The 16,730-nt window shown below is 64.3% G+C and carries 17 protein-coding genes; 5 read left to right on the forward strand and 12 right to left on the reverse strand.

Annotated features, from left to right (window positions below):
- Nucleotides 1-54: 54 nt before the first annotated feature.
- From argG to murB, 3 genes are all read right to left on the reverse strand, one after another.
- Nucleotides 55-1,392 carry an argininosuccinate synthase gene (gene argG / locus DOD19_RS02275; protein ID WP_112183791.1) on the reverse strand — a complete coding sequence of 446 codons (1,338 nt, stop codon included), beginning with the start codon at nt 1,390-1,392 and terminating at the stop codon, nt 55-57.
- 42 nt (nt 1,393-1,434) lie between these two features.
- Nucleotides 1,435-1,752, reverse strand: a complete 318-nt coding sequence (locus DOD19_RS02280) for a pyrimidine/purine nucleoside phosphorylase (protein ID WP_024974877.1) — start codon at nt 1,750-1,752, stop codon at nt 1,435-1,437.
- Between the two features lie 148 nt (nt 1,753-1,900).
- Nucleotides 1,901-2,929 (reverse strand): UDP-N-acetylmuramate dehydrogenase, encoded by a 1,029-nt coding sequence (murB, locus tag DOD19_RS02285; protein ID WP_112183793.1) that lies wholly within the window; start codon nt 2,927-2,929, stop codon nt 1,901-1,903.
- Nucleotides 2,930-3,035: 106 nt separating this feature from the next.
- Here murB and DOD19_RS02290 point away from each other — a divergent pair, with 106 nt between their 5' ends.
- The gene (locus DOD19_RS02290) at nt 3,036-3,521 is read left to right on the forward strand and encodes a YajQ family cyclic di-GMP-binding protein (protein WP_009241389.1); all 486 of its coding nucleotides are present in this window, start codon (nt 3,036-3,038) and stop codon (nt 3,519-3,521) included.
- Nucleotides 3,522-3,587: 66 nt separating this feature from the next.
- Here DOD19_RS02290 and DOD19_RS02295 read toward each other — a convergent pair whose 3' ends face one another.
- Nucleotides 3,588-5,975 (reverse strand): acylase, encoded by a 2,388-nt coding sequence (locus DOD19_RS02295; RefSeq protein WP_112183795.1) that lies wholly within the window; start codon nt 5,973-5,975, stop codon nt 3,588-3,590.
- 160 nt (nt 5,976-6,135) lie between these two features.
- Here DOD19_RS02295 and DOD19_RS02300 point away from each other — a divergent pair, with 160 nt between their 5' ends.
- A complete protein-coding gene (locus DOD19_RS02300) occupies nt 6,136-7,152 on the forward strand; it encodes a helix-turn-helix domain-containing protein (RefSeq protein ID WP_112183797.1) in 1,017 nt (338 codons plus the stop codon).
- Here the strand turns inward: DOD19_RS02300 and plsY are convergent.
- The 7 genes from plsY to queG form a co-directional block, all read right to left on the reverse strand.
- Entirely contained in the window at nt 7,149-7,772 is a 624-nt protein-coding gene (gene plsY, locus DOD19_RS02305; RefSeq protein WP_112183799.1) for a glycerol-3-phosphate 1-O-acyltransferase PlsY, read from the reverse strand. The two genes, DOD19_RS02300 and plsY, sit on opposite strands and share 4 nt — an antisense overlap.
- Nucleotides 7,773-7,842: 70 nt before the next feature.
- Nucleotides 7,843-8,334 carry a Cys-tRNA(Pro) deacylase gene (gene ybaK / locus DOD19_RS02310; RefSeq protein WP_112184299.1) on the reverse strand — a complete coding sequence of 164 codons (492 nt, stop codon included), beginning with the start codon at nt 8,332-8,334 and terminating at the stop codon, nt 7,843-7,845.
- Between the two features lie 22 nt (nt 8,335-8,356).
- On the reverse strand, nt 8,357-9,301 hold the full coding sequence (gene xerD, locus DOD19_RS02315; RefSeq protein ID WP_024974883.1) for a site-specific tyrosine recombinase XerD: 945 nt from the start codon (nt 9,299-9,301) through the stop codon (nt 8,357-8,359).
- On the reverse strand, nt 9,298-9,774 hold the full coding sequence (locus DOD19_RS02320) for a methylated-DNA--[protein]-cysteine S-methyltransferase (RefSeq protein WP_112183801.1): 477 nt from the start codon (nt 9,772-9,774) through the stop codon (nt 9,298-9,300). Before DOD19_RS02320 ends, xerD begins: the two co-directional genes overlap by 4 nt.
- A gap of 60 nt (nt 9,775-9,834) precedes the next feature.
- Nucleotides 9,835-10,812: a tripartite tricarboxylate transporter substrate binding protein BugE gene (locus DOD19_RS02325; RefSeq protein ID WP_112183803.1), complete on the reverse strand. Its 978-nt coding sequence runs from the start codon at nt 10,810-10,812 to the stop codon at nt 9,835-9,837.
- Between the two features lie 123 nt (nt 10,813-10,935).
- Nucleotides 10,936-11,586 (reverse strand): chalcone isomerase family protein, encoded by a 651-nt coding sequence (locus DOD19_RS02330; RefSeq protein WP_024974886.1) that lies wholly within the window; start codon nt 11,584-11,586, stop codon nt 10,936-10,938.
- A gap of 257 nt (nt 11,587-11,843) precedes the next feature.
- Nucleotides 11,844-13,001: a tRNA epoxyqueuosine(34) reductase QueG gene (gene queG, locus DOD19_RS02335; RefSeq protein WP_112183805.1), complete on the reverse strand. Its 1,158-nt coding sequence runs from the start codon at nt 12,999-13,001 to the stop codon at nt 11,844-11,846.
- Nucleotides 13,002-13,017: 16 nt separating this feature from the next.
- On the opposite strand from queG, the gene tsaE reads away from it, so the two are divergent.
- From tsaE to DOD19_RS02350, 3 genes are read left to right on the forward strand one after another with little or no spacing between them, the layout of a single operon-like run.
- A complete protein-coding gene (gene tsaE / locus DOD19_RS02340; protein ID WP_112184301.1) occupies nt 13,018-13,596 on the forward strand; it encodes a tRNA (adenosine(37)-N6)-threonylcarbamoyltransferase complex ATPase subunit type 1 TsaE in 579 nt (192 codons plus the stop codon).
- Complete coding sequence (locus DOD19_RS02345) at nt 13,590-15,113, forward strand: N-acetylmuramoyl-L-alanine amidase (RefSeq protein ID WP_024974889.1); 1,524 nt, start codon at nt 13,590-13,592, stop codon at nt 15,111-15,113. The genes tsaE and DOD19_RS02345 overlap by 7 nt, the downstream gene beginning before the upstream one ends.
- 3 nt (nt 15,114-15,116) lie before the next feature.
- On the forward strand, nt 15,117-15,662 hold the full coding sequence (locus DOD19_RS02350) for a GNAT family N-acetyltransferase (protein WP_112183807.1): 546 nt from the start codon (nt 15,117-15,119) through the stop codon (nt 15,660-15,662).
- On the opposite strand, the gene DOD19_RS02355 is transcribed toward DOD19_RS02350, so the two are convergent.
- Entirely contained in the window at nt 15,663-16,694 is a 1,032-nt protein-coding gene (locus DOD19_RS02355) for a bile acid:sodium symporter family protein (protein WP_112183809.1), read from the reverse strand.
- Nucleotides 16,695-16,730: the final 36 nt, after the last annotated feature.

Raw genomic sequence — 16,730 nt, forward strand, 5'->3', positions numbered from 1 at the left:
AAGGCCGCTCCGATTGACGTCGGAGCGGCCTTTTTGCCTTGAAGCGGCAGGCGGTTACTTCTTGCCGCCGTCGAGCTGGGGCAGTGCGTTGGCGGTACCAAGCGACAGCAGGCCGGCCTTCGAGTAGATCGACAGCTTGTCGCGCGTGTCCATCAGGTCCAGGTTGCGCATGGTCAGTTGGCCGATGCGGTCGGCGGGGCTGAACGGTGCGTCTTCAACCTTCTCCATCGACAGACGCTCAGGTGCGTAGGTCAGGTTCGGCGATTCGGTGTTCAGGATCGAGTAGTCGTTGCCGCGGCGCAGTTCCAGCGTGACGGTGCCGGTCACGGCGCGGGCCACCCAGCGCTGGGCGGTTTCACGCAGCATGATGGCCTGCGGATCGAACCAGCGGCCCTGGTACAGCAGACGGCCCAGGCGCAGGCCGTTGATGCGGTACTGCTCGATGGTGTCTTCGTTGTGGATGCCGGTCACCAGGCGCTCGTAGGCGATGTGCAGCAGCGCCATGCCCGGGGCTTCGTAGATGCCGCGGCTCTTGGCTTCGATGATGCGGTTTTCGATCTGATCGCTCATGCCCAGGCCGTGGCGGCCGCCGATGCGATTCAGCTCCAGGAACATCTCCACCGGGTCGGCGATTTCGCGGCCGTTGACGGCGACCGGACGGCCTTCGTCGAAGGTGACCGACACTTCTTCCGCCTTGACCTCGACTTCCGGCTTCCAGAACGCCACACCCATGATCGGGTTGACGATGTGGATGCCGCTGTTCAGGTGCTCCAGGTCCTTGGCCTCATGCGTGGCGCCCAGCATGTTGCTGTCCGTCGAGTAGGCTTTTTCGGCGCTCATCTTGTAGCCGAAACCTTCCTTGGTCATGAAGGCCGACATTTCGGCGCGGCCGCCCAGCTCGTCGATGAAGGCCTGGTCCAGCCAGGGCTTGTAGATCTTCAGTGCGGGGTTGGTCAGCAGGCCGTAGCGGTAGAAGCGCTCGATGTCGTTGCCCTTGAAGGTCGAGCCGTCGCCCCAGATGTTGACGTCGTCTTCCTTCATGGCAGCGACCAGCATGGTGCCGGTTACGGCGCGGCCCAGCGGCGTGGTGTTGAAGTACGTGATGCCGCCGGTGCTGATGTGGAAGGCGCCGGCCTGGATGGCGGCAATGCCTTCATTGGCAAGTTGCGGGCGGCACTCGATCAGGCGAGCCTTCTCTGCACCGTACTCCATGGCCTTGCGCGGGATGGCATCGTAGTCTTCCTCGTCGGGCTGGCCGAGATTGGCGGTGTAGGCGTACGGCAGGGCGCCTTTGTTCTTCATCCAGCGCAGCGCGGCGCTGGTGTCGAGACCGCCGGAGAAGGCAATGCCGACCTTCTGGCCGACGGGAACGTGTTGCAGGATGGTTTCCATACTCTTTCTCTTCAGATGATCGCTGCTGGCGCTTAGGCGCGCTTAGGCATAGTGGCAGATGTAGTGGTAGGCCTCGGTCACCCGAATGTCGAACTTCGAGTTGGCCGGAACCTGGAAGCTTTCGCCAGCGCCGGACGTCTTCCACTCATCGGAGCCGTCGAGCTTGTATTCGCACGAACCGCCCACGCATTCCATGATCTCGGCTGCGGCTGTCCCGAAGGTCAGCGTGGCCGGCAGCACCACGCCCACGGACTTCTTGGTGCCGTCGGGCAGGGTAAAGCTGTGACTGACGCACTTTCCGTCAAAGTACACATTGGCCTTGGTGGTCAGGCGGACGCCGTCAAAGGTTTCGGTGGTCATGAAATGGAACGCGAAAAGGGAAGTCGTAGGGTCAAACCAGCCATTTTAGGCCATTGGGTCGACCGCGGGTACGTCAAGCGAGGGGCAGGCCGGGTCCAGACGGGCGGGATGTGGCGCAAGGCTCTCAAGAAGCCGTCCGCCGGGCTATTTACACCACCACGGGTTCGGGTTCGATGCGTACGCCAAAGCGCGTATGAACCGCGTCCTGGATCTCGCGCGCCAGCGTCATCAACTGGACCGCGCTGCCGCCGCCACGGTGCACCAGCACCAGCGCCTGCTTCTCATACACGCCCACAGCGCCGCTCTGCCGACCCTTGAAGCCGCATTGATCGATCAACCAGCCGGCGGCAAGCTTGTAGGTGCCGTTCGGCTGTGCATATCCGACCAGATTCGGGAAGCGCGCAACCAGCGCATCGCGCGTAGCGGCATCGACGATGGGGTTCTTGAAGAAGCTGCCCGCGTTGCCGATCTCCGCCGGGTCGGGTAGCTTGCGGCGGCGGATAGTGACCACCGCATCGAAGATGTCCTGCGCAGTCGGGCTGGCGATGTTTTGCGCGGCCAGCTCGCGTGCGAGTTCGGCGTAGTGCGTGTCGGGCTGCCAGTCGACCGGCAGGGCGAAGGTCACCTCGGTGATGACGTAGCGATCGGCACCGGCGCGTTTGAAGACGCTGTCGCGGTAGCCAAAGGCGCAATCGGCGGCGGTAAGGGTGACGAACTCGCCGGCGTGGCGGTCGTATGCGCACAGGGAGTGGAAGCGGTCCTTGATCTCGACGCCGTATGCGCCGATGTTCTGGATGGGGGCCGCGCCCACCGTGCCGGGAATCAGTGCGAGGTTTTCCAGCCCAGGCAAGCCATGGGAGACGGTGTGAGCCACCAGGCCGTGCCACGATTCGCCGCCGCCTGCGGTGACGGTGTGGACTTCGCGGCTCTCGACCGTGCTTTGGCCGGCGGCGATGCCCGGAATCTCCATCAGCAGCACGAGGCCTTCGAAATCGCGCGTGAGCACGACGTTGCTGCCGCCACCCAGCACCAGAACAGGCAGGCCCTGCACGCGCGGGTCGGCCAGCGCGGCGGGAATGTCTTCCGGCGTGCGCACGTGCGCGGCGTAGCGGGCGGTGGCCTCAAAACGGAACGTGTTGTGCTGGCCTAGGGGATAATGCGTGTCGAGCAACGCCATGGCGCCAAATCTGCTGGGAAAGCCGAGATTATAGAAGCCATGGCACACGCGGCACCCGCAGCGAGGCGCCGCAGCAACCCGAATTCAAGTCTGCAAGGAGAACACGATGCCGTCGTTTGACGTGGTATGCGAAGCCAACATGGTGGAAGTGAAGAACGCCGTGGAACAGGCCAACAAAGAGATTTCGACGCGATTCGACTTCAAGGGCTCGGACTCCCGGGTCGAGCACAAGGAGCAGGAACTGACCTTGTTTGCCGATGACGATTTCAAGATCGGCCAGGTGAACGATGTGCTGATGAACAAGCTCGCCAAGCGCAACGTCGACGTGCGCTTCCTTGACTACCAGGACAAGCAGAAAATCGGCGGCGACAAGATGAAGCAGGTCGTCAAGATCAAGAAGGGTGTCTCTGGCGACCTGGCCAAGAAGATCGTCAAGACGATCAAGGACAGCAAGATCAAGGTGCAGGCAAGCATTCAGGGCGATGCGGTGCGTGTGACCGGCGCCAAGCGGGATGACCTGCAAAGCGTGATTGCCATGCTGCGCAAGGACGTGAGCGACACGCCGCTGGATTTCAATAACTTCCGCGACTGAGCCCGTCGCGCTTCCAAGCAAAACGCCCCGCACGAGCGGGGCGTTTGCATTTGCAGCGGCAAAACCTCACTGCGACAGCTTGGTCACCTTGAGTGCAGGATCCGCGGCGATGGCGGCTTCCGAGAACGGCAGCCGGTTCCAGCGCTTGGCAGAGAACTCGCGCATCTGGTCGAACGCATGCGGCGATGCCGGATCGGTCGATTCACCGTAGGTCAGAAGCGCATCGGCCACGGGGCCCTGATCGTCGAACGTGACGGTCTGGATGTAGCTGGTGCCGAAATACACCTGCAAGCCCTTCGGCCCGATCGGCGTGCTTTGCAGCTTGTTCAGCACGCCTTCGTATTCCTCGCCGCCATGCAGGGCGATGTCGCCGCCCGGCGCGTGGGCCGCTTGGACAGTGCCCAGCGGCGTATCCAGCGCAAAGCCGGCGGTGCGGACGGCGCCCACGGCATCTTTCAACGCTTTGAACACGGCCGTGCGCACGGTTGCATCGCTCATGCGCAGGTTGCGCGGTGTGTGGATCGGATCAGCCGGGTTGAAGTCGACCGCGTAGACATGGGGGATGTCCTTGGCGCGCATCCAGAACTCGCGGAACAGGTGCGCGGCGCGGGCGTCGACGTTGTCCGTGAGGTTCCATTGTGCAAGGGCAGCGCAGCCGTCGCGCACATCGGCATCGAGGTTGGCCGTGGCCTTGCAGGCGGCCAGCAGATCGTCGCGCACGAGGTGGCCGGCGAGGTTGGCGTCGCGGAAGATCATCGCCTGCAGGTTCGGCAGGTTGACCTTGTTGCCGGGCAGCCCGTCGGTGCCGGCGAGGCGGCGCTCGATCTCGATCAGGCCGATGCGGGTGCGCAGGCGTTGCGGCACGTCGGTCGAGCCCATCACCGGCGAGAAGCCCGTCAGCTTCTGCGCCGGATTGCTCAGCCACGAGCTGTCGTTGCTGTTGGCGACGTAGTCATCGCGCTCCAGCACCGGCATGCGTGCGGGGGCCACCAAGCCTGGCACCGGCGACGCCGGATCGACCCGCCAGTTGCACGCACTGCGTGAGCCATCGAGCAGCACCAAGCCCACGCCCTTGAAGAGCTTGTCGGCCAGCGGAGAGGGCGCACAACGCTTGAGCGCTTCAGCCGACACATCCGGCGTGGTTGAAACGTCGGCAAACAGCGCACGGCCGTTGCGGTCGGTGGCAATGGTGTTCACCCAGGGGATGCCGAGGTTGCTGATGGCCTGCCGGATGGCCGCCACGTCCTTGGCCTGCGCGATATGCAGCCACGTATCGATGGAGCGCGTGTTGTTGCGATTGACGTCGCGTAGCGTGTAGGCCTTCTGTGTGGTCCACGGCATGCCGCCGGCCGGCATCGACAGCACCGGCCCGTACACCGTGTTGTAGAAGGTGTGGGTGCGATGCTCGATGCGGCCGTCCGGCAGCTTCACGTCAAAGGCCACGGTGCGCGTGGTCATCTTGTGCGGCTTGCCGTCGATCAGGTAGGTGGTCGGATCGCCCTCGGCAAGCTTCAGTTCGAACAGCGTGAAGCGGCGGCCGGTGGAAACGGTGTGCGTCCATGCCACGTCTTTGTTGAAGCCGATGCTGACGACGGGGAACGCGGCAATCGACGCGCCCATCACGTCCAGCTTGCCCGGCACGGTCAGGTGGACCTGGTAGAAGCGGTTGGTGGTTGTCCACGGGAAGTGCGGGTTGCCGAGCAGCACACCCCGACCGGTATCGGTGGCGGCCTTGCCGAAGGCCCAGCCGTTGGAGCCGATCGGCATGTCGCGCAGTTGCAGGTCGCGGTCGAGTGCAGCGGTGTCGACGGCATGCGGTGGAACGACCGCTGAGGCAGGCGCGCCGCCCGGCGGCTGCGCGGCGACGATGCTCGCCAGCATGGCGCCCGCGCTGGCCTGGATGGCCTTCTCTTCGCCCATCAGCATCATGTCGGCCACTGTAAGCGGGCGCACCCATTCCGCATTGCGGCAGGCTGCCGGGCGGTTCGCGGCCGGCGTGTCTTTCAGATAGCGGTTGTAGCCCGCGATGTAGCCGCGCAGCAGCTCGCGCGCTTCAGGCGACATCTGTGCATAGCCAGCGCGCAGGCCAGCTTCATCAAACGCACTCTTGAAGAAAGCGTCGGCTTGCGTGTTGGGCACCGGCTTGAACGACACCACGACGGTGCCGTCCGGCCCGAATGTCTTCGAGCGCTCGCCGTTGACGGTGACGACCTGGTCGGCGAGCAGGCACACGTTGTCCTGCGCATAGGCATAGGCCATCCCGAAGCCGAGGCTGGCGTAGTCGTTGGCCCGGATGTGCGGAATGCCGAAGCGGGTGCGGCTGATTTCGGCCGAAAGGCCGGTGTCCGAAGGCGTGGCCCAGCCGCTGTCTGTGCTGGCGCAGCCGGCCAGCGCCGCAAGCGCGGCCGTGGCAAGCGTGGCGCGCAATGCGAATCCCTGCATGAATCGCTGCATCGTGCGTTGTCTCCTGATGTCGGTGTTGTTATGGGCGGTTGCGTCTGCGCGCAGCCGTCGCCGCATCGTCAATCGGGCCAGTCCTATTCGAAAGAGGTATTCCCGCCAAAGTTGGGGTCGATATCGCCACGTGGATTGCAGCCCGCGCCTATACTCGCGCATGCCCAGAATCGACCTGCTGACCTATCCCGACGTCGCCTTTTCCACGTTGGCGACCGCTGCCGACACGCTTGGCGTGGCCAATGCGCTGGCCTCCATGCAGGCGGGCAAGCGGGCCGATGCCGCCAAGACGCCGGTGTTCGGCTGGCGACTCATTGCGCGGGACCCGTCGCGTTGGCAGGCTGCGGCAGAAACGCTCGCGTGCCCTTGTGACGCACTACCGGAAGACGACACGCAGCTCGGCGATGCGTTGATCGTTCCCCCGCTGCATTTCGACCACATCGGCACGCTGGAGCAGCGTCTGGCCTTGCTGGAAGTGGAACGCGCCACGATCCGCCGTTATCTGGATGCAGGACGGCTGGTGGCGTCATCCTTCACAGGTGTGGCGATGCTGGCCGACGTGCTGCCCGCCGGCCAACGGTTGACGGTGACATGGCTCATTGCAGGTTGGGTGCAGGGCTACTTTCCGCATTTGAAAGCCGCGCCGGCGCAGGCCATCGTCAGCAGCGGCAACGTCATCACCGCGCGGGCGATGGAGCATGGCGTTGCGCTCATGCACCGCGTGGTCGCACGCCTGGCTGATGCGCGGCTCGCGCGCACGCTGGGCAATACGGTGCTCGACCACCCCTCACGCGGCGAGGCCATCGGCATCTGGCTGCGCAGCAAACCAGCCATCCGCGACAGCGTCGTGCTGCGCGCACGGCGTTATCTGCAGCAGCATCTGCACGAACCGTTTGATCTCGGAAGACTTGCTGCCGTCGCCTCAACCAGCGAGCGGACGCTGCTGCGGCATTTCACGAAAACGGTGGGGATGTCGCCGCTGCAATTGCTGCACCGGCTGCGCGTGGAACGCGCGTGCCACCTGCTGGAAGTCAGCACGCAGAGCCTGACGACGATTGCCGAGCAGTGCGGCTATCAGGACATGTCCGCCTTCCGACGGTTGATCCGGCGGCACACGGGCCGGCCGCCAGGCGAACATCGGCGCGCGCATTCGGTGCGCGCCGAGTTGCGCAATTAAGCGGCTTTTTTCTTCTCGCCGATGCGGCTTTCCTTGCCGGCCAGCAGCTTGGCGATATTGGCGCGGTGGCGCGCGATGAGCAGCACCGCCATCAGCCCAACCGCACCGGCAATCCAGTCGAAGCCGTTCATCAGCACGTAGAAGAACGGTGCGAACACCGCCGACACCAGCGCCGCCAGCGACGAGTAGCGGAAGAACACGGCGATGATGAGCCACGTAGCCAGCGTTGCCAGCCCAAGCCACACGTTCAGCGCCAGGAGAATGCCCGCCGCCGTGGCGACGCCCTTGCCACCCGCAAAGCGATGGAACACCGGATACAGGTGCCCCAGGAACACGGCGATCACCACCAGCGCGATGCCGGTCTCATCTACGCCAAAGCGCGGCGCCAGGAATAGCGCCAGCCACACCGCCAGCCAGCCCTTGGCCGCATCACCGAGCAGCGTGAGGATGGCCGCCTTCTTGTTGCCCGAGCGCAGCACGTTGGTGGCGCCGGGGTTGCCCGAGCCGTAGGTGCGCGGGTCCGCCAGACCCATCGCGCGGCTGACCACCACGGCAAACGAAATCGAGCCGATCAGGTAGGCGGCCACGGCAAAAATGACGGTTGCGACGACTGGTGACATATGGAATGTGAGAAATCAGGCTGCGGGATTGTAGCGTGGTCGCAAGCGTGCCCCAGCGGCGGCGTTCGTTTCAATCGGGGTTTGCACAATTGACGGGCTGCGCGTTCAGCACCGACGTCAGCACGCTGGGCGCCAGGCTCACGAGAAAGCCGCGCCGCCCCCCGTTGATATAGATGCGCTCCAGCTCCAGCACGCTCGCCTCCACATACACCGGCATCGCCTTACGCACGCCAAACGGCGACGTGCCCCCGACGAGGTAGCCGCTATGCCGCTGCGCTACCTCGGGCTTGCATGGCTGCACGGTCTTGCGGCCGGTTTGTCGTGCGAGATTCTTGGTGGACACGGAGCAATCGCCGTGCATCAGCACGATGAGCGGCTTGGCGTGCTCGTCTTCCATGACCAGCGTCTTGACGACGGCGTGTTCGTCCACGCCGAGTTGGCGGGATGACTCGGTCGTGCCGCCCTTGTCGACGTAGTCATAGGTGTGTTCAGTAAAGGCCACGCCATGCGCCTTGAGGTACTGCGTGGCGGGCGTCTCGGAAACGTGCTTGGACTTGCTCATACGGGGCAGGGAAGAACGATCGCTATCCGCGCGGATGGTGCTGCGCATGCAACGTGCGCAGCCGCTCGCGCGCGACGTGGGTGTAGATCTGCGTGGTGGAAATATCCGCGTGGCCGAGCAGCATCTGCACCACGCGCAAGTCTGCGCCGTGGTTGAGCAGGTGCGTGGCAAACGCGTGCCGCAGCGTGTGCGGCGACAGCGGCGCGTGAATGTCGGCCAGCAGCGCGTAGCGCTTGATGAGATACCAGAACGCCTGGCGCGTCATGCCTTCGCCGCGCGTGGTGACGAATAGCGCGTCAGTCGTACGCTCGCCGAGCAGCGCCGTGCGACCCGTTTGACGATCCTGCAGGTACCGCCGCAGCCAATCGCTGGCTTCGGCGCCAAACGGCACCAGACGATCCTTGCCGCCTTTGCCGCCAACCACGCGCACCACACCTTCGTTCAGGCCGACTTCCACCGTTTTCAGCGCGACGATTTCCGACACGCGCAGCCCGCTCGCATACATCAGCTCGATCATCGCGCGGTCGCGTAGGCCGAGCGGCGTGTCCACATCCGGCGCGTTGATGAGCGCCTCGACTTGCGTTTCGGACAGCGTCTTCGGAAAGCGCGGCGGTTGCTTGGCCGTCGGCAGCAGGCGCGACGGATCGGTGCTCACAACGTGCTCGCGCAGTGCCCACTGGAAGAAGCGCTTGAACACGGTGCGGCGCCGGTTGGCAGACGATGCGCGACTCTCGGCATGGCGTGCGGCAAAGTAATCGGCCAGGTCGCCGTCTTCGGTTTCGGCGATGGACTTGCTGCGCTCGGCCAGCCAATGCGCGTAGAGCGTCAGGTCGCGCCGGTACGCATCGAGCGTATTGCGAGCGAGGCCATCTTCCAGCCACAGCGCGTCGCAAAAGCGCTGGATGGCATCTGCGCTTTGTGGCGGCAAGGCCGGGGCTTCGGCGTCTTTCAGTGCAGCCTTTCTCATATCAGCATCACGCCTTCGTGGCGCAGCAGCCAGTGCTTGATGTTCAGCAGGTAGCCATCCGTGTGGTGCGAAAACCCGCCGATGCCGGACGCGCTCACCACGCGGTGGCAAGGGATGAGGATTGGGAACCAGTTGTCACCGCATGCCTGGCCCACCGCGCGCGGCACGCTGCCGATCTGTTGCGCGATGGTGCCGTAGGTGATGACGCTGCCGCATGGGATGGCGCTGATGGCCCGCCACACGCGGTGCTGGAAATCGGTGCCGGCGGGGGCGAGCGGGATATCGAAAGTCGCGCGTGGGTCGCTGTAGTACGCCTCGAGCTGGCGGGCCAGTCTGGCGATCAACGCGTCTGATGAATCGACGAGGGGCGTGCTTTCGGGCAGGTAGATGAGTTCACGCAGGGCGCCTTCGGCCACGCGCACGCCCAGCTTGCCGAAAGGCGCTTCCAGAACGGCGTCGAAAGGGGATGGCATGGCGGGGCCGGCGCTCAAAAACAATCCTGCGAATCTAGCACAGGCCCCAGGCGGGCAGCGTTACTGATCCAGCTTGATGTTCTGCTGCTTGACCAGCGTGCGCATTTTGTCGAATTCACGCTTGATCTCGGCCGTGTATTGCTGCGGCGTATTGCCGACGGGCTCGGCACCGGCACCTCGGAATCGATCGACCAGGCCTGGGTCTTTCAGCGCCTTGACCGACGCTTCGTTGAGCTTGCGGATGATGTCGTCGGGCGTGCCGGCCGGCGCGACAAGTCCGTACCACGCCGGGTCATTTGCGTCCTTCAGGCCGACTTCGGCAAAGGTGGGCACGTCGGGCAGGCTATCGATGCGCTTGTTCCACGCCACCACAATTGGCCGCAGCTTGCCGCTCTTGATGAACTGCATGGACGAGGGCAGGTTGTCGACCATGATCGGCACCTGATTGGCCAGCACGTCGTTCAATGCCGGCCCTGCACCCCGATATGGCACATGGACCATCTGCGTTTTGGTCAGCACCTTGAACTCTTCGCCCAGCATGTGGCCGATGCCGCAGGTGCCCGATGTCGCGAATGAATATTTGCCGGGGTTGGCCGTCAGCGCCGCGACAAACTCCTTGTAGTTCTTGGCCGGAAAGGTTGGGTTGACCGCAATCACGTTGGCCACGGTGGCCAGGTTGGTGATCGGCTTGAAATCCTTGAGCGGGTCGTACGAAAGCTTCGCATTGCACGCCGGGTTGACGGCATGCGTGGAGACGGTGGCGATGCCGATCGTGTAGCCATCCGGCGCAGCCTTGGCGATGGCATCGGCGCCGATCGAACCGCCGCCGCCGCCCTTGTTTTCCACTACCACGGCCTGGCCCAGCACCTTGGAAAGCTGATCGGCCACGCCGCGCCCCACGATGTCCGTCGTGCCGCCCGGCGGAAACGGAATGATCAGCTTGAGCGGCTTAGCCGGGTAGTTGTCGGCCAGCGCCGGCCCGCATAACAGCGTTCCAGCGGCTGCGATCAGGCTGGCGATCAGTCGTCCCTTGGTCATCGTCATCCTCCTTGTGGCTTGGTGTGCGTTCTGCGTTCTTGTGGGGAAACTGCTGAATAGCACAACCGCACACGCCAACCACGCGGCAACCGGGGAAACCCTGAAAAGCGAATCGTCAGATTGTCAGGTTCCGAGCAGCCCGCTTTTCAGATCGCGGTCGACCGGGCTGTTGCCGATGAAGATGCTGAGCACAGCCTGGTAGAAATCTTCGCCGGGGATGGCCTTGGTGCGCGCCACGCCATTGATGCTGATGGTGGTGCCGGCATCGGGCGCGTAGTCAAAGTTGATGGTGTCGCCGCGCTTGGTGGAGCCGATCTGGCGCATCGCGTCTTCCAACTGCGTCAGACGGTCGGCCAGCCTCTGCATTTGAATTTCTGTCTGGTTGCGGTGGATGCCGTCGTTCAGCGCGTGGATGAACGTATCGGCGCCCACATTACGCAGCGGGTGGATCTGCAGCCGCTTCGGTCCCTTCATGCCGAGGATGACCGCCGCGTTCTTCGCACGCTCGGGCAGGTACAAGCCTGCGACATAGCCCTTGATGACAAACACTGAACGCAGGCCCGTGCCATTGAGCAGCAGTTCGCGGCCAGCCACACGGGCGGCGTCGTCGAACGGCACACCCTCGACGTTAACCGTGGCCCATGCGGGGCTCGCGCACGCGGCGCAGAGCATCGCGCCCATGACGCCGCCGCGCCACGCGCGTGCCATCCTGGATGAACGGGCACGCACAGCAACCTGCAATGCGCAACGGAGATGAACAAGAGCGGAAAACATCGAAATGGGCGGTTTGAGATTAAGCCGCCATTTTCCCGATATTTTATTTGCAAACAATTAGTGTCTGCCCTGATGCGCAAGCGTTTGCGTACTAGGCGGTATAAGGGCCCACTGGCGTGAGCGTTAAGCACGTATTCGTGGTTTTGTGCTACACGCACTTTGTTGGTTTTTAAACTAATCGGCGTGGCAACTTGGAAAGCCAGATTAAAGGCACATCACAGTCCTGATGCGTTGGCGTGCCTAACCCGAGCGAGCGCTCACGTCGTCTGCGCCAGCGCCCAGGCCACGTGTTCACGCACGAGTTCCGAGGCGTCATCGGTGCGTGCTTTCAAGGCGGTAATCAGTTGCGCGCGCGTGGTATCCGGCAGCGGGGCGCGCAGTGCGTTGCCGATCGCCACGGCAATGTTGCGCAGCCAGCGCTCGTGCCCGATGCGGCGGATCGGACTGCCTTCCAGTCGCTGGTTGAATTCGGCGTCGGTCCAGTTGAACAGCTCAGCCAGCGTGGCCGCGTCCAAGCCGTTGCGCACGTCAAAGTCGGGCAGGTTGGCCGGCACGGCAAACTTGTTCCATGGGCAGATGAGCTGGCAGTCGTCGCAGCCGTATATGCGGTTGCCCATCGCTGCGCGCAGGTCGACCGGGATGCTGCCCTTGTGCTCGATGGTCAGGTACGAGATGCAACGGCGTGCGTCCACCGTGTACGGCGCGACGATGGCCTGCGTAGGGCACACGTCGATGCAGCGCGTGCAGTTGCCGCAGTGGGGCTCCACGGGTGGATCAACGGGAAACGGCAGGTCGACGAGGATTTCGCCGAGGAAGAACATCGAGCCCGCATCGCGGTCCAGCAGCAGCGTGTGTTTGCCACGCCAGCCCAGGCCGCCGTTGGTCGCCAGCGCGACTTCCAGCACCGGTGCCGAATCGGTGAACACGCGAAAGCCGTACGGCCCGACGGCGCCTGCAATCTTTTCGGCCAGCTTCTGCAGGCGTTGGCGCAGTACCTTGTGATAGTCGCGGCCGCGTGCGTAGAGCGAGACAGTCGCGTCTTCGGGGCGGCTCAGGCGGGCCCACTCGATGGTGCGCCAGTCGCCGCCGGCCATTCGCGGATCGGCCAGATGTGGCAGATACGGCATCCGCGCGACGATGGCGCGTACCGTTCCGGCAACAAGTTCGGCCGGGCGTGCGCGGAGCATGCCGTGGTTCGCCATATAATCCATGTCACCGTAAAACCCCTGCGCAAGCCATGTCTGGAGCCCTTCTTCAGCGTGCGACAGGTCGACATCGGCGATGCGGATTGCATCGAAACCGAGTTCGGCACCCCAGGAGCGAATCTGCGCCACAAGCGCGTGCATGCCGGCCTCATCGGCTGGCAAGCGTGCATCCAGATTCGTTTCAGGTGATGACGTGGGGGTGGCGGACATGCCCAAATTGTACGCAATGCCCACCGTGCTTCCTGCTGACGCGCCTTCTGGTTTGACCTCTCCGCTCGCTGAGCGCACGTTTTCGCTCGTCGATGAAGTGGCCACGTCGGCTTTTGGTGCAGCGCTCGCGCAGGCCGTGCTGGGACTAGGTCCGCGCCCCGTGCAGATGCAGCTCTCGGGCGATCTGGGCGCGGGCAAGACGACGCTCTCTCGCGCCATCCTGCGCGGCCTCGGACACACGGGGCGCGTGCGCAGTCCCACCTATACGCTGGTCGAACCTTACGACGTTGCCGGAACCATGGGCACGCAGAAGGTCTATCACTTCGACCTGTACCGCTTTGCCGATCCCGAAGAATGGACTGACGCCGGGTTCCGCGATTGCTTTGCCGAACCCGCGCTGTGCCTGGTCGAATGGCCCGAGAAGGCGCAGGCGCTGCTCGGCACGCCTGATCTGCACATCGCTTTATCGGTCGACGTTGTGCACGAAACCTACGATGACGGCGTTGAGCATGCACCGCGCCTTGTACGTCTGACCGCACGCACGCAGACCGGCCTTCAACTTTTACAGTCCTTGCAACACCTGCTCCCATGCTGATCAAGCATCTGCCGACCGACCAACCGGATGATCCGAACCTGCCGAGCCAGGCCCGCCGCCAATGGCTCACGCGCATGGCGAAGGCCAGCGCAGGCACGGTCATCCTGAGCCTGGTGGGCCCGCAGATTGCGCGCGGCGCCAACATCGTCGCCGTGCGCGTATGGCCCGCCGAGGACTACACGCGCGTGACCATCGAATCCGACGTCGCGCTCAAGGCTACGCATCAGCTCATCAAGGACCCGGATCGCCTGATGGTCGATATCGACGGGCTCGACCTGAACCCGACGTTGCGCGAGCTGGTCGCCAAGATCGCGCCGAACGATCCGTACATCCGACAGGTGCGCGTGGGTCAGAACCGGCCGAGCGTCGTGCGTCTGGTGTTCGACCTGAAGGAAAGCGTCAACCCGCAGGTGTTCACGCTGCTGCCGATTGCGGGCTATCGCAACCGGCTCGTCTTCGATCTGTACCCGACCAACCCGCCCGACCCGCTGATGCAGCTCGTGCAGGCCACCGAGGGCAAGCAAGAGCGTTTTGCTGCGTCAGGCGGCACGCCGATGCCGTCGCCGTCGGATGACGATGACCCCATCGCCGCGCTGGCACGCAGCAGCAGCGGCAGCAGCCCAACCAAGCGGCCGATCGAAGAGCCGCACCCCCCGGCGCTTGCCAACCGCACGCCGCCGCGCAAGGTGCCGCCGGCGACCTCTACGAATCCTCCGTCGACGCTCGCCAACGCGCCGAACACGCCGCCGCTGGAGATCGTTCCCGAGCAACCCGTGCCGCGCGCGCCGTCGAACGGCCCGCGCATGCGCCGGCTGCTCACGGTCGCCATCGATCCTGGCCATGGCGGCGAAGACCCGGGCGCCACGGGCGGTGCCGGCACACACGAGAAAGACGTGGTGCTCTCGATCGCCCGCATGCTCAAGGCCAAGATCGACGCCCAGCCCAACATGCGCGCCATGATGACGCGCGATTCCGACTACTTCGTCCCGCTGGGCGTGCGTGTGCAAAAGGCGCGCCGCGTGCAGGCGGATCTGTTCGTCTCCATCCATGCCGATGCGTTTCTCTCGCCGGAAGCGCGCGGGGCATCGGTGTTCGTGCTGTCCGATCGTGGTGCTTCGAGCGCGCAGGCCAAGTGGCTCGCCAACAAGGAAAACGCGGCCGACATGATCGGCGGGGCGAATCTTGGCTCGAAAGACGCGCAAGTCACGCGCGTGCTGCTGGACTTGTCGACCACCGCACAGATCACCGACAGCATGAAGGTCGGCAGGGCGGTGCTGGACCAGATTGGCGGCATCAACCGGCTGCACAAGGGGCAGGTCGAGCAGGCGGGCTTTGCGGTGCTCAAGGCGCCGGATATTCCGTCGATCCTGGTCGAGACGGCCTTCATCTCGAACCCGGAAGAAGAAGCCAAGCTCAACGACCTGGGCCACCAGAACCAGCTTGCCGACGCCATCCTGCGCGGCATTCGCGCCTACTTTGCCAAGAACCCGCCGTTGTCGCGCAACCCGGGCGTCTGACGCATGACGACGCTCGTGCTGCGCGAAGGCGGTGCGTCTGACGCCAGCACCATCGCCGACATCCACACGCGGAGCTGGCAGAGCGCATATCGCGGGCTCGGCATCCTGTCCGACGCGTATCTCGACGACGTGGCCAACGTCGAGATGCAGGCCAAGTGGCGTGAACGCATGATTGCACCCGTTGTTGGGCAATACGTGTGGTGTGCCGATCTGGACGGCGAAACCATCGGCTTTCTCTGCACCCTGCGTGAAGACGACACGCCCTGGGGTGCGCTCGTCGACAACCTGCATCTGCTGCCGGCGTCACGCGGCCATGGTGTCGGCAAGCGCTTGATGGGCGAAGCGGCGCGCTTGGCCGCGGCCCAGGGCATCACACAGTTGCATCTGCGGGTGTACGAGGCGAACACCGCCGCGATCGCCTTCTACGAAGCGCTGGGCGGTGTGCCGGTCAGCCGGGATTGGCTGGAGACGGCCGACGGCGGGCACGCTTGGGTGCGCACCTACCACTGGCCGGAAGCGGAATTCGCGAGCTTGACGAGCTTGCGCTGATCAAGCCGGGCGGCTGGCCGGGGCAACTGCGCCGGCCTCCGCATGGGCAACGCGATCAGCATACCTGCGCGCCAGCGTCGAGCACACGATGAGCTGCAACTGGTGATAGATCATCAGCGGCAGCACGATCAGGCCGAGCGCGGGGTTGCCGGCAAATAGGATCTTCGCCATCGGCACGCCGTTCGCCAGGCTCTTCTTCGAGCCGCAGAACACGGCGGTGATCTCGTCGGCCAGGTTGAAACCCGCGCGCCGCGAGAGCCATGTCGTCGCACCCAGTACGACGAACAGCAGCGCGCCGCTCATGACGGCCACCGCCACGATGGTCTCCCACGGATACTTCGACCACACACCTGCGTGCGTGGAATCGGCAAACGAGTTGAACACGATCAGCAAGATGACCGCGCGGTCGACCTTGTTGATGATCGGCTTGTGTTTGTTGATGAAGCCGCCGAGCACTGGGCGCAGCAACTGGCCCAGCACGAACGGCAGCAGCAGTTGCTCGGCCACGCCCAGCAGCGCCTTGCCGACTGAGAGGTCCGCGCCTGACGCCTGGATGACGAAGCTCATCAGCAGCGGCGTGGCGATCATGCCGATCAGGCCCGAGATGGTCGCGTTGAAGATGGCGGCCGGCACATTGCCCTTGGCCATCGCTGTCATCGCCACCGACGACGAAACCGTGGATGGCAGCGCGCACAGATAGAACACGCCCAGCAGCAGCTCAGCCGGAATGAACGGCTTGCACGCAAACAGGATGACCGCGCCGATCAGCGGAAACAGGATGAATGTGCAGCTCTGCACGAACAGATGCAGGCGCCAGTTGCGCGCGCCTTCCACGATTTTCTCGCGCGAGAGCGCTGCGCCGTGCAGAAAAAACACCAGCGACACGCCGACGATGGTGACAATGTCCAATCGCAACGGACCGTCGCTCGCGCCCAGCGCGGGGAAGAACAAGGCGAGCGCGACCATCACCAGCATGGCGCGAATGAACCCATCGATATGGGACAACAACGGAGACAACAGCGGAATCTTCATGTGCGTGCGCGGTCACCATTACGTAACGGCGTGGGT

The sequence above is a fragment of the Ralstonia sp. GX3-BWBA genome, assembly GCF_003290055.1.
Taxonomy (GTDB): Bacteria; Pseudomonadota; Gammaproteobacteria; order Burkholderiales; family Burkholderiaceae; genus Ralstonia; species Ralstonia holmesii.

Bases quoted from the DNA above. Each gene is read 5' to 3' on its own strand.
- DOD19_RS02280 (WP_024974877.1), bottom strand. From the start codon at position 1,752: ATGACCACCGAAACCTTTGACGGCGTCCGCCTGACCACCAAGGCCAAT.
- argG (WP_112183791.1), bottom strand. From the start codon at position 1,392: ATGGAAACCATCCTGCAACACGTTCCCGTCGGCCAGAAGGTCGGCATT.
- DOD19_RS02300 (WP_112183797.1), top strand. From the start codon at position 6,136: ATGCCCAGAATCGACCTGCTGACCTATCCCGACGTCGCCTTTTCCACG.
- ybaK (WP_112184299.1), bottom strand. From the start codon at position 8,334: ATGAGCAAGTCCAAGCACGTTTCCGAGACGCCCGCCACGCAGTACCTC.
- DOD19_RS02295 (WP_112183795.1), bottom strand. From the start codon at position 5,975: ATGCAGCGATTCATGCAGGGATTCGCATTGCGCGCCACGCTTGCCACG.
- DOD19_RS02290 (WP_009241389.1), top strand. From the start codon at position 3,036: ATGCCGTCGTTTGACGTGGTATGCGAAGCCAACATGGTGGAAGTGAAG.
- DOD19_RS02325 (WP_112183803.1), bottom strand. From the start codon at position 10,812: ATGACCAAGGGACGACTGATCGCCAGCCTGATCGCAGCCGCTGGAACG.
- plsY (WP_112183799.1), bottom strand. From the start codon at position 7,772: ATGTCACCAGTCGTCGCAACCGTCATTTTTGCCGTGGCCGCCTACCTG.
- DOD19_RS02355 (WP_112183809.1), bottom strand. From the start codon at position 16,694: ATGAAGATTCCGCTGTTGTCTCCGTTGTTGTCCCATATCGATGGGTTC.
- DOD19_RS02350 (WP_112183807.1), top strand. From the start codon at position 15,117: ATGACGACGCTCGTGCTGCGCGAAGGCGGTGCGTCTGACGCCAGCACC.
- queG (WP_112183805.1), bottom strand. From the start codon at position 13,001: ATGTCCGCCACCCCCACGTCATCACCTGAAACGAATCTGGATGCACGC.
- xerD (WP_024974883.1), bottom strand. From the start codon at position 9,301: ATGAGAAAGGCTGCACTGAAAGACGCCGAAGCCCCGGCCTTGCCGCCA.
- DOD19_RS02320 (WP_112183801.1), bottom strand. From the start codon at position 9,774: ATGCCATCCCCTTTCGACGCCGTTCTGGAAGCGCCTTTCGGCAAGCTG.
- tsaE (WP_112184301.1), top strand. From the start codon at position 13,018: ATGCCCACCGTGCTTCCTGCTGACGCGCCTTCTGGTTTGACCTCTCCG.
- DOD19_RS02345 (WP_024974889.1), top strand. From the start codon at position 13,590: ATGCTGATCAAGCATCTGCCGACCGACCAACCGGATGATCCGAACCTG.
- murB (WP_112183793.1), bottom strand. From the start codon at position 2,929: ATGGCGTTGCTCGACACGCATTATCCCCTAGGCCAGCACAACACGTTC.
- DOD19_RS02330 (WP_024974886.1), bottom strand. From the start codon at position 11,586: ATGTTTTCCGCTCTTGTTCATCTCCGTTGCGCATTGCAGGTTGCTGTG.